This window comes from Sphingosinithalassobacter sp. CS137, from assembly GCF_014334115.1.
GTDB lineage: Bacteria > Pseudomonadota > Alphaproteobacteria > Sphingomonadales > Sphingomonadaceae > Sphingomonas.
Genome location: NZ_CP060494.1, coordinates 1,826,407 through 1,837,774 on the forward strand (window position 1 = coordinate 1,826,407; position 11,368 = coordinate 1,837,774).

An 11,368-nucleotide genomic window follows, 5' to 3' on the forward strand; every position below is an offset into this window, starting at 1 on the left:
ACCAATTTTCCGATGAACCATCTGAATTCGAGCCGGCCGATGTTCGATGCGGTTTCCGGCGAATCCTATCATCGTCCGGCGCAGCGATGGAACGCGCCCGATGCAGCCGAAATCATCACTCAGGTGCTGTCGATTGCGCGGCGTCGCAAATGGCTCATCGCAGGGTGCGTCGTCGGCGCGTTGCTGCTCGGTCTGGTTGCGACGCTATTGATGACGCCGCAATATCGCGCCTCGGCAACGCTGGAAATCCAGCGCGAGAACAGTTCGATGATCCGGGTGGGTCAGGATCCGGCCGCCATGGCGAGTGTCGACCAGGAATTCTACGAAACCCAGTATGGCCTTCTCCAGGCCGGATCGCTTGCCGAACGTGTGGCGCAGGCACTGCGTCTTGGCGATGATGCCAAATTCTTCGAAAAGTTCGGCTATGGATCCGGCGCATCTCCGCAGGAAGTGCTTGATTCGGTCGGAGCGGATCGTGACACCCGTATCCGGGTGGCAGGGGAAATCTTGCTCGACCATTTCAGTGTCGACCATTCGCGCCTTTCTCGCCTGGTCAATATTCATTTCGAAAGTCCTGATCCGCAGTTCTCGAAACGCGTGATCGATGCATGGTCGGCAAATTTCATCCGTATGACGCTAGAGCGTCGTTATGACGCCACGGCATATGCCCGCGACTTCCTGGAAAACCGGATTGAACAGTTGCGGACGCGGATCAATGAATCTGAACAGAAGGTGGTCGATTACGCGGCCCAGCAGCAGATTATAAATCTGCCCTCTACCGGTGGTACCGGCGGCGAGGGCGGCACTACCGAACGGCCACTCGTCGCTGAAGATTTGGCGATCCTGAATCAGCAACTGGTGCGCGCAACGGCGGATCGCATCGAGGCGGAGAGCAGGTTGCGTATTTCCGCCGGGGAATCTTCCGAAGGTCTGGAGAATCAGGCCATTTCGCGGATGCGCGAGCAGCGAGCAAGTCTTGCTGCCGAATATGCCCGAATGATGGTTCAGTTCGAGCCGACATATCCCCCCGCAATGGCGTTGCAGAGCCAGTTGACGCAGATGGACCGGGCGATAGCGCGCGAGGAAAGCCGCATTTCGGGTTCGCTCCGGCAGACCTATGAGGCGAGCCTTGCGCGTGAGCAGCAACTGCGCAAGCGGGTCGATGAGCTTAAACAAGCCGTACTGGATTCGCGTCGCCGCAGCATCCAATATAATATCTATCAGCGCGACGCCGATACGAATCGGCAACTCTATGACGCGCTGTTGCAGCAATATAAGGAAATCGGAGTCGCCGGAGGGGTGGGCGCCACCAATATCTCGGTAGTCGATGCGGCTGAAGTGCCGCTGAAGCCTTCAAGCCCGAAAATTCCGCTCAATCTTGCGCTCGCGTTGATGGCCGGGCTGCTGCTTGGCGCGGGTGCCGCCTGGGCGCTTGAGCAGATTGACCAGGGGATCACCGATCCAGGCGAAGTCGAGACGGATCTTGGAGTTCCGCTGCTGGGTACAATTCCCACATCAGTCGAGACCAACATTCTCGAGGCGCTTGACGATCGCAAGTCGGGGATCAGCGAGGCCTATGTGTCGCTACGCACGCGACTGTCCTTTGCAACCGATCACGGTGTCCCGCGCACCCTGGCCGTCACCAGCAGCCGTCCAGCAGAGGGCAAGTCGACCAGTGCCTACGCGCTCGCCCTGTCGCTTGCGCGCAGCCAGAAGCGAGTCGTGCTGATCGACGCGGACATGCGCTCGCCCACGGTGCACCATGAGTTCAACATCTCGAACACCCATGGGCTGAGCAATTATCTGTCGGGCAGCGACGACCTGGCACAGGCAGTGAAGCCGAGCAGCCATGAAAGGTTGCATGTGATGCCTGCAGGCCCGCCGCCGCCCAGCGCGCCCGAGCTTCTGGCTGGCGAGCGGTTCAATACCCTGGTGATGGAATTGCTCGAGCAGTTCGATCATATCGTATTCGACGCGCCGCCGGTGATGGGCCTGGCCGACGCTCCCTTGCTCGCAAGCAGAGTGGAAGGCGTCGTCTATGTGGTCGAGGCCCATGGCACGCAGAAGAGCATGGTCCGTGTCGCGCTCAATCGCTTGATCGATTCCAATGCGCAGATCTTCGGCGCGGTGCTCACCAAATTCGATCCGCAACGTGCTCATTACGGCTATGGCTATGATTATGGCTATGGCTATGGCTATGGCCAGAGCGACGGCTCCAAGACATAGTGGAATGCGGGTGATGCGTGACCGGGGCATGAACCGCAAAATGCTGGCGCGCGGCGCAATCGTGCTGGTCCTTGGTGGTGCGCTCCTGTGGCTGGTAAGCGTCGTAACCGTCGCACAGGTCCGTGCGCGTACCGATCCGGCCGGCGCGCTGGCGGTCTGGGGCTGGAACAGCGAAGCCCTGGGCGGTGGGGCCATCGCAAGCATTCAGGCCGATCCGGAGGGGGTCGATACGACGCGCGTTCGCGCGCTGGCGGTGCGGGCATTGCAGCGTGACCCCACGAGTGTAACAGCTGCAGCGACGCTCGGGATATTGGCGGCGATGGCCGATGATGACGCGCGGGCAGTGGGTGCCTTCACCTACGCCCAGTCGCTGTCGCGGCGCGATCCGACGACCAATCTCTGGATGATCGAACATGCCGTACAGGCCGGCGATGTGCGATCTGCGTTAGCCAACTATGATCGCGCGATGCTCACCTCTCGGAGCCTGCGTCCGTTGCTGACGACTACCCTGGCACAGGCCACGTCCGACCCGGCTGTATTCGCCGAACTGGCACCCATGGTACGCCGGCGTCCGTTATGGTGGGCCGACTATGTTTCAGCCTTCATCACTTCCAGTCCGACCCCTGCGAGGACCTTTCCGCGCATGTTTGCGCTGCTCGCGCTAAATCCCCAGGTCCCGCGAGAGCGCGAATGGCTGAAAGCGGCCATGCATCGGCTCATCGACGAGAAGGCTTATGCGACCGCCGCAGCCTTTTATCGCGCCACCGTTCCGGGTTCCGTGGGGCTTTTGCGCAATGGTTCCTTTGAGGCGGCGAATGATTTTCCGCCATTCGACTGGCAGTTTACCGACACTCCGGAACTCCTTGCCCGGCAGGAGGCGGCATCGGGCGCTGGTGGTGGCGCGGCGTTGTTGGTCGAGGTGCAGCGCGACCGTGGCGGCCTTGCCGCGCAACAGCTTCTCACGCTTGCGCCGGGGCAATATCGGTTGACCGGCCATGTGGGCGCGCCGGACGCGATTGCGGTGGCTAATGCGCGTCTGGCGCTGCGCTGTTACCGCAGCCCGGGCGAACTAGCCTCCATCACGTTGCCCACCCCCCGGGATGCCGGCGCGAATTTCGGCTTGTCTTTTCGGGTCGGCCCGAATGACTGTGCTGTGCAGACGCTCGACCTTCTCGTGTCGGAAAGCGGCAGCCCGCGGGACGCGGCGCTGTGGCTCGACGATCTTCACCTTGAGCCTCTCTCGAACTCCGTCGGCGCATCGGCCCGGCCGCCATCCTGAGACAGGCACCGACACGACCGGGCCGCTACGGCCAATCCGCATCTGACCGGCCGTGACGGCGCAGCTCGCAATGGAACTGATACAAGCATGACCAATGACAGTGCACCCAAAGTTGTAATTGTCGGGCTGGGATATGTCGGACTGACGCTTGCCGTTGCGCTGGCACGGCGCAATGTGCGTGTTTACGGCATTGAGCGGCGGCAAAGCGTCGTCGACATGACAAATGAGGGACGACCTCATTTTGCCGAGGTCGGGCTGGACACGGCACTGTCCGACGTAGTCTCGCGAGGCCTGCTCACCTGCAGTACGACTACCGAGGATATTCCTGCGGCCGAATACTATATCATCACTGTCGGAACGCCGCTCAAACAGGGCACGCATGAGCCGCGCCTCGACATGATCGAGGAAGCCACGCGCCAGGTCGCGGGGCATCTTACCGATGGCGCCTCGGTGATCCTGCGTTCTACCGTCCGTATCGGCACCACCACTGGCGTGGTGCGTCCCGTCCTCGATGAATCGGGCAAGGAGTATTACCTGTCGATGTGCCCCGAACGGACGCTGGAGGGGGACGCGCTGCGCGAACTCGCAGTGCTGCCGCAGATCGTTGGCGGCGTCACGGAAAAGGCGTCCGACCTGGCGGCGTCGCTGTTCAGCCGTCTGACGCACACGATCGTTCGCGTCGCCGATCCGGAGACGGCGGAGATGATCAAGCTGGTCGACAACACGTCGCGTGACGTGCGTTTCGCCTTCGCCAACGAAGTCGCGCGCGCCTGCGACGCAATCGGTATAAATGCCAATGACGTGATCCGCTTTGGCAAGCTTGGCTATAGCCGCACCGATGTCGCGCTTCCCGGGCTGGTCGGGGGACCCTGTTTGGAAAAGGACCCGCACATCCTGCTCGCCTCGGTGGCGCCGCATGGCATGACGCTGGAGATCACCGCTGCGTCACGCGCGGTCAATGAGCGACAGCCGGCCGAAACGGTCCAGGCGCTGCTCGACAAGCTCAAGTCGCGTGCTCCGGGGCCGTTCCGCATCGCGCTGGGCGGCGTCGCCTTCAAAGGCCGGCCGGAAACCGATGATCTGCGTGGATCCATGTCGCTTCATGTGATCGATCAGCTTCAGGCGAGCGGGGATTGTTCGCAACTTCGCGTTTTCGATCCGATGGTCCGGCGCACAGATCTCGAAGCCGTTCGAAAAGAACTGATCGTATGTGACGATTTCATAGAAGCATGCCGAGGCGCCGACCTGGTAATAATTGCCAATAATCATCCAATATTTTCGTCTATTTCTGTCGACGAACTTTTCTCCGTAATGAAACAAGGCGCTATTATATATGATTACTGGAATAATTTTAGCCAGCAGCCACCGGAAATTTTGAGAAATCGATATTTCACTATTGGAAATCTGGTCGGGAACCATCGATGAGCAAAGTTGCAGTTACCGGCGCCGGCGGTTTTATCGGCGCGTATCTCACGCGCCAACTGCTTGCCGAAGGGCATGAAGTGACCGCGATCGACAATTACCTGCGCGGACGTGCGAGCCGGCTCGACGATGTCGAAGGACCGCTGCGCCGCGTTGATTGCGATGTGCGCGACCGCGATGCTCTGGTCGAGGCGTTTCGCGGACATGATGCGGTATTTCATCTTGCCGCGATCAATGGCACCGAAAATTTCTACACTCGGCCGGCCCTCGTGCTGGATGTGGGGGTGCGTGGCGCGATCGCTGTGTGCGAGGCGTGCATCGACGCCGGTGTGCAGGATCTGGTGGTCGCGTCGTCGGCGGAGGTCTATCAGACCCCGGCGATCGTGCCGACGCCGGAGACGATCGACATGATCATCCCGAACTCGCTCAATCCGCGTTATTCCTATGGAGGGTCGAAGCTCATCTCGGAACTCATCGCCTTCAATTATTGTCGCGACAAGCTGGCAAAGGTGCAGGTGTTCCGGCCGCACAATATCTATGGCCCCGATATGGGGTGGAAGCATGTGATCCCCCAGCTGATCGACAAGGTGCGGGACGCCTGCGATCGCGGCGATCGCGGCATCACGCTTCAGGGATCGGGTACTGAGACACGGGCATTTTGTTATGTTGACGACGCGGTCAGCGGGATCCTGCGGATGTGGCAGGCGGGTGATACGATGAATGTCTATCACATCGGCTCGATGGAGGAAGTCGCGATCCGCGATCTGGCGCAGCGCGTCGCCGGCGCGCTGGGCGCAGACATCACGCTCCTCGATGGCCCCGCCGCTGAAGGGGGAACGCCGCGGCGCTGCCCCGACATCGCCAAGATGCGCGCGCTGGGATATTTGCCGCAGGTCGATCTTGACGAGGGTGTGCGCCGTACGGCGGAATGGTATTGCGCTAATCTCCGTCCGGAAGACGTCAATGAACTGCTGTGACGGGGGCTGCGATGTATAGCCTGAGCGGAAAACGGGTTTTCGTCGCGGGTCACCGCGGGCTTGTCGGTAGCGCCATCGTGCGCCGTCTGGCCGAGGAAGACTGCGAGGTTCTGACCGCGACGCGGCAGGATGCGGACTTGCGTGACCAGGCCGCTGTACGCACATGGATGGCGGATCGCCGGCCCGACGCGGTTTTTCTGGCCGCCGCCAAGGTGGGCGGCATTCTGGCCAACGCCACTTATCCGGCGGATTTTCTGTACGATAATCTGATGATCGAGGCCAATGTCATCGAGGCGGCGGCGCGGGTCGGAGTCGAGAAGCTGCTGTTTCTTGGTTCGAGCTGTATCTATCCCAAATTCGCGGAACAGCCGATCAGCGAGGACAGCCTGCTCACCGGACCGCTCGAGCCCACCAATCAATGGTATGCCGTTGCCAAGATCGCCGGGATCAAGCTTAGCGAGGCGTATCGCGTCCAGCACGGGCATGATTTCATTTCGGCGATGCCGACCAACCTTTATGGCCCGAACGACAATTTCGACCTTCAGTCGAGCCATGTGCTACCGGCGCTGATCCGCAAGGCGCATGAGGCGAAGCGAAGCCGGGCCGATGCCATTTCCATCTGGGGCTCGGGCAGTCCCCGCCGCGAATTCCTGTATGTCGACGACCTCGCCGACGCCTGTGTGTTTCTGATGAATCACTATTCCTGCGCGGAGCATGTGAACGCGGGATCGGGGGAGGATATTCCGATCTACGATCTCACGCGCCTTGTTTGCGACATTGTCGGGTTTGAAGGCGAAGTGGAGCGCGATCTGAGCAAGCCTGATGGAACGCCGCGCAAGCTGATGTCCGCCGACCGGCTGAAAGCGATGGGCTGGCGCCCGCAGGTGTCGCTAGAGGACGGCATTCGGCGCACCTATCAATGGTACCTCGAACACCATGCCGATCTGGCCGCATGAGGCGCCGATGACACACCCCAATCCCGTTTCGAGCGACTATGCGTTGAAGCTCAACCACGGTGATCGCCATCTCGCCCCCCCGCCGGGAACGTTCGGCCTGCGCAAGCTGCCCGCCACGCGGATCCTGACCGTCCCGGTCAGCCTTATCGACATGACGGTCGCCGTCGACACGGTAGTGGGATGGGCGGAGCAGGGCACTTCGGCGATGGTGTGCGTCCGTGACGTCCATGGTATCATGTGTGCGGAGGAAGATCCCGCGCTTCAGGCCGTGCATGAACGTGCCAGCATGATTACTCCGGACGGCATGCCGCTTGCGTTGGTGAGCCGAATGCGCGGGCATCAAACCGCGCGCGTCCCTGGCCCCAGTCTGGTCGAACATGTCTGTCGCGCGACGCAAGACAAGCCGATCCGGCACTTCCTGTTCGGCGGGAAGGAAGGCATTGCGGACCGAATGGCGGAGAATCTTCGCAAGCGATTCCCGGGAGTTCAGATCGTCGGAACATTTTCCCCGCCGTTCGGCACGCTTTCCGACGAAGCGCGCGGGAGCCATCTGCAGCAAATCCTTGCCACCGAGCCGGATATCGTCTGGATCGGCATGTCGACTCCGCGGCAGGATTTCTGGATGGACGCGAACCGTGAGGCGCTTGCTGGCAAGGTGCTTATTGGCGTTGGCGCGGCGTTCGATTTCCATGCCGGCGAGGTCCAGCGCGCGCCTCGCTGGATGCAGGATAGCGGCCTGGAATGGCTGCATAGGCTCGGCAGCGAGCCGCGCCGCCTGTGGCGCCGCTATCTGGTGATGGCGCCCAAATTCCTATTTCGTGTAACAGCGGCGAGCCTGCAGAAATCGTAGTGATGCCCGACCAATTACGGATCCTGGTCGTCCACAATCGCTATCAGCAATATGGCGGAGAGGATTCAGTCGTTGAAGCGGAGATCGGACTGCTCCGCGCCGCCGGCCATGATGTCACGTTTCTGGCGGCGGACAATGAGCACATCACCGGTGTCGTCGCGAAGGCGAAGACCGCTGCGTTGACCATCTATAATCCTTATGCCCGTGACCGGTTGAAGCGGGTGCTGGCGGAGGCGCGCCCCGATGTCGTGCATGTCCACAACATGTTCCCGACACTCAGCGCGTCGATCTTCGACGCGTGCCGGGAAGCCGGCGTCCCCGCAGTCTGGACGCTGCACAATTTCCGCGTGGCCTGCGCCAACGCTTTCCTGTTCCGCGATGGCAAGCCTTGCGAGGATTGTCTGGAGAAATCGGCGCTGCATGCCGTCTTGCATCGTTGCTATCGCAATTCGTTGTTCGGATCGATGACGCTCGCCGCCTCAATCGGCTATCATCAGGCTGCTGGCACATGGCGAAACAAGGTGACCCGCTTCGTCGCGCTGACCGACTTTTCCCGGCAGAAGCTGCTGGCGGCGGGGCTTCCGGTCGAGCGCGTGACTGTGAAACCCAATTTTGTACCCGACCCCCTGGCCGGCGGCCAGGTAGGGCTGCAACCCGCCGAGGCCGCGCTGTTCATAGGGCGCCTCAGTGTCGAAAAGGGTGTGAAGACGTTGGTGGAGGCGTGGCGCGAGGTGGACGCACCTCTGCGGATCGTGGGCGACGGGCCCGAGGGCGCGATGCTGCGCGAAATGGCGCCTCCCCATGTCCAATTCCTTGGACGCCGCTCGCGCGAGGAAGTGTTTGCGGAGATCGCGCAAGCCGCATTCGTCGTGGTGCCATCGCTCTGGTATGAGAATTTTCCGATGACGGTTGTCGAGGTGATGGCGATGGGTAAGCCTATCCTCGCATCGGACATTGGCGCGCTGCGGGAAATCGTCACGTCCGAGATTGAAGGTGCACATTTCGCGCCCGGCGATCCCGCTGCGCTCGCCGCCGCAGCGCGCGCGATGCTGGCAAATCCCGACCGGCTGCAGACGATGGGCGCGAATGCGCGTCGGCGATACCTTCGGGATCTTTCGCCAGAGCGTAATCTGGAGATGCTCGTCGCTATCTACAGGGACGCCATGCGGGAGGCGACGTAGCGCTGCCTGCCGCATGGAACCGCGCGATCGGTCTGCGCAGCAACGGATCGACCAATGCACGGGCGGTTTTCGCAAACCGGATATGGCCCGGTTGATGAAACCCGCTCGCTAGCGCGCTGCACGACCTGTCGGCTCGCGTAGTTCAGCTTCCGCCACAGCGTCCCCTGCCCGCCCGTTCGAGGCACCGGGCGGTACCGTTTCCAACGCAGCACGTGTTGGGGGAAGGAGGAACGATTTCACCAAATATCCGGCATCGCTCCCGATTTCCGGTCGGCTGCCGCGCAGGCGGATATCGATGAACGGCGCAGCCCGCTCCTGCGTGGGTGCGCCGGCGACCATCCTGCCCGCCATGCCGGAGAGCTGGCTCATCGGCCTGGTGGTCACCAGCAGCACCGGCAAATCGCTCCCACCCCATTCGCGCAGACAGGGAAACAGCTGTTCCGCCGCCAGGCGTCCCGCTGCCTTTTCGCCCAGAAATGGTAGCGTGGCTCGGAAGTGATGGACGATGTCGCCATCATGCCCAAAGGCTTCGGCATAGCGCTCGCACGCCTGTGACCCCTGCCGCGACAGCGGGCTGTACCCCGCGAGCGCAAGCGACCAGAGCGCCAGGCGGTCGCCGTTCCAGTCGTGCGAGAAGATCACGCCATTCGGATGCGCCGCCACATAAGCGGCAATCGAATGCAGGGCGTTGCGGTTGCTGGTTTCCAACTGCCCCAGATATTGCCACCACCACAGGGCCGTAGGTACTTGTCCGACGAACGGGCGCGGCCCTTCCTCGGTCCGGCCGAGCGGATAGGCAAACGTCGCCACGAGAAAGATCCCGACCAGCGATGCGACCGCCTTCTGCCAGCGATGACCGGCCAGCGAAACGGCGGAGCGCAGATGCTGCAATCCCCATACGGCGAGCAGCATCGCGGGCGGGGTGATCGCAAGAAGTTGCCGCGAATTATAAAGATTGCCGAAGGAAAAGGCGACGAACAGCAGGATCGGTCCCAAAAGCATGAGCAGGATTGCATGCTGTCGCGCGATTGCCAGGCGGATAGTGCCGACCATCGCCAGCAGGACAAAGGCAGGCTGAGCGAAGATCATCAGCACGGTGATCTTGTTGAGCGGCGCCAGCGGCCGTGCCCACATTGCAATCGCCTTGCCGGAAATCGCCAGCGCCTCAAAGATGGACGTGCCGTTCGCCAACAGGAAAATATTCGGAATAGCTGCGGCCAGCACGCCTGCCGCCGCCAGTTTCGTTCCCCGGCTACGCCAGTCGCCTGGCTGCAGGAGCAGCCACAGCGCGAAAAAGGGAGCCGCCAGCAGCGATTCCAGGCGCAATATGATCGCCACGCCCAGCAGCATGCCGGCAACCAGGATCTGCCACCAACGAGTGCCGTAAGCCAAGGTGGCGGCTGCGGCGCAAACAACCGCAGCGGAGGTGAGGCTGTCCGTCGCCAGATAGGCGGAGAAGAAGACGCTCTGCAGCAATGCGGTCAGCAGGATCGTCCAGCTCCATTCCAATCCCGTCACGCGGCGCGTGAACAGCAGCAAGGAAGCAACCATCAGGATCAGGCTGCCGACGGCGATCCCGCGGGTGGGAAGCAGTGGATCGATCGCATTCAAGGGAACGAAGAGGCTCAACAGCCAATTACTGCCGAGCCGGCTCAACAGGAAGAATTCCTGGTTGAGTGGATAGATCTGGTCCGTCAGCGCCGGGGTGCCCGCATGCAGATGCATTGCCACGGCCAGCGCGTTATACTGAAAGCCTTCGGTAAGGCCGCTGCGCAGGGCGGGAAGCGACTGAACGATCAGCAGGAAAAGGCCGAACGCCCATGCGATCCAGGTTGCGCGGCGATCGGCTGTGGTTTCCGGCACGCGCATGGAGCGGAATGCCGAAGCGACGTCGACCTGCCACTGCACCCTGGTTTCCCCCTATTCTTTGTAGCTTGCGCTATCCGCTCCCACTGCACCGCGCAACTGCGATTTCCTCTTGACGCTGCCGCCCGGCGCCCGGTACGCCGCCTAAATCTATCGGGGGGGGCGTCTGCGACGTCGAAGCGCAGCGGGATGAATAAGAACAGTTTTCATAGCCTTGGTGTTCGGATTTTCCGCTTTGGCGCTGTATCCGGCCTTGGTCTCCTATTAGATACGATTGCCTTTCTTGTTTTGCATTATTTTGGACTTCCCCCAGCGGCGGCAAATTTCCTGTCTGCAGGCCTTGCTGTCACTTTTGTATTCTTCGCCTCTGTAAAACGCATCTTCATTTATGAAGGGCATTTTGTTTTTCGCCTGCTGGCCGCTTATGTCGCCTATCAATTCCTGGCGATTGCCGCAGCGTCCGCGGCGGTCGGATTTCTCGCAACGATATTCCCGAGCCTGCTGGCCAAACTGCTCATCCTTCCGGCAACATTTGCGGCGAACTTTGCCTTTATGTCTTTCCTGACTGGGAACATGTCGCATAACCGGGCACGGTCGTAAGAAGCGGACAC

Annotated in this window: 9 protein-coding genes; 8 read left to right on the top strand and 1 reads right to left on the bottom strand. The window is 61.4% G+C overall.

Annotated features, from left to right (window positions below; translation table 11 throughout):
- Positions 1-12 precede the first annotated feature (12 nt).
- From H7V21_RS09000 to H7V21_RS09030, 7 genes are all read left to right on the top strand, one after another.
- Positions 13-2,226 carry a GumC family protein gene (locus H7V21_RS09000; RefSeq protein ID WP_262503794.1) on the top strand — a complete coding sequence of 738 codons (2,214 nt, stop codon included), beginning with the start codon at positions 13-15 and terminating at the stop codon, positions 2,224-2,226.
- Between the two features lie 13 nt (positions 2,227-2,239).
- Positions 2,240-3,505 carry a hypothetical protein gene (locus H7V21_RS09005; RefSeq protein WP_188053191.1) on the top strand — a complete coding sequence of 422 codons (1,266 nt, stop codon included), beginning with the start codon at positions 2,240-2,242 and terminating at the stop codon, positions 3,503-3,505.
- An 87-nt stretch (positions 3,506-3,592) separates the two neighbouring features.
- Complete coding sequence (locus H7V21_RS09010) at positions 3,593-4,930, top strand: nucleotide sugar dehydrogenase (RefSeq protein WP_188053193.1); 1,338 nt, start codon at positions 3,593-3,595, stop codon at positions 4,928-4,930.
- Complete coding sequence (locus H7V21_RS09015; protein ID WP_188053195.1) at positions 4,927-5,904, top strand: NAD-dependent epimerase/dehydratase family protein; 978 nt, start codon at positions 4,927-4,929, stop codon at positions 5,902-5,904. Before H7V21_RS09010 ends, H7V21_RS09015 begins: the two co-directional genes overlap by 4 nt.
- Before the next feature lie 11 nt (positions 5,905-5,915).
- Positions 5,916-6,860 (top strand): GDP-L-fucose synthase family protein, encoded by a 945-nt coding sequence (locus tag H7V21_RS09020; RefSeq protein ID WP_188053197.1) that lies wholly within the window; start codon positions 5,916-5,918, stop codon positions 6,858-6,860.
- A gap of 7 nt (positions 6,861-6,867) precedes the next feature.
- Entirely contained in the window at positions 6,868-7,710 is an 843-nt protein-coding gene (locus tag H7V21_RS09025; RefSeq protein WP_223177010.1) for a WecB/TagA/CpsF family glycosyltransferase, read from the top strand.
- 2 nt (positions 7,711-7,712) lie between these two features.
- Positions 7,713-8,891, top strand: a complete 1,179-nt coding sequence (locus H7V21_RS09030) for a glycosyltransferase (RefSeq protein WP_188053201.1) — start codon at positions 7,713-7,715, stop codon at positions 8,889-8,891.
- A 108-nt stretch (positions 8,892-8,999) separates the two neighbouring features.
- On the opposite strand, the gene H7V21_RS09035 is transcribed toward H7V21_RS09030, so the two are convergent.
- Positions 9,000-10,799 carry a hypothetical protein gene (locus tag H7V21_RS09035; protein WP_188053203.1) on the bottom strand — a complete coding sequence of 600 codons (1,800 nt, stop codon included), beginning with the start codon at positions 10,797-10,799 and terminating at the stop codon, positions 9,000-9,002.
- 147 nt (positions 10,800-10,946) lie between these two features.
- Here H7V21_RS09035 and H7V21_RS09040 point away from each other — a divergent pair, with 147 nt between their 5' ends.
- Positions 10,947-11,357: a hypothetical protein gene (locus H7V21_RS09040; RefSeq protein WP_188053205.1), complete on the top strand. Its 411-nt coding sequence runs from the start codon at positions 10,947-10,949 to the stop codon at positions 11,355-11,357.
- Positions 11,358-11,368: the final 11 nt, after the last annotated feature.

Excerpts from the sequence above, each read along its gene's own strand:
- H7V21_RS09005 (WP_188053191.1), top strand. The coding sequence starts at position 2,240 with ATGCGTGACCGGGGCATGAACCGCAAAATGCTGGCGCGCGGCGCAATC.
- H7V21_RS09010 (WP_188053193.1), top strand. The coding sequence starts at position 3,593 with ATGACCAATGACAGTGCACCCAAAGTTGTAATTGTCGGGCTGGGATAT.
- H7V21_RS09020 (WP_188053197.1), top strand. The coding sequence starts at position 5,916 with ATGTATAGCCTGAGCGGAAAACGGGTTTTCGTCGCGGGTCACCGCGGG.
- H7V21_RS09000 (WP_262503794.1), top strand. The coding sequence starts at position 13 with ATGAACCATCTGAATTCGAGCCGGCCGATGTTCGATGCGGTTTCCGGC.
- H7V21_RS09025 (WP_223177010.1), top strand. The coding sequence starts at position 6,868 with ATGACACACCCCAATCCCGTTTCGAGCGACTATGCGTTGAAGCTCAAC.
- H7V21_RS09030 (WP_188053201.1), top strand. The coding sequence starts at position 7,713 with ATGCCCGACCAATTACGGATCCTGGTCGTCCACAATCGCTATCAGCAA.
- H7V21_RS09015 (WP_188053195.1), top strand. The coding sequence starts at position 4,927 with ATGAGCAAAGTTGCAGTTACCGGCGCCGGCGGTTTTATCGGCGCGTAT.
- H7V21_RS09040 (WP_188053205.1), top strand. The coding sequence starts at position 10,947 with ATGAATAAGAACAGTTTTCATAGCCTTGGTGTTCGGATTTTCCGCTTT.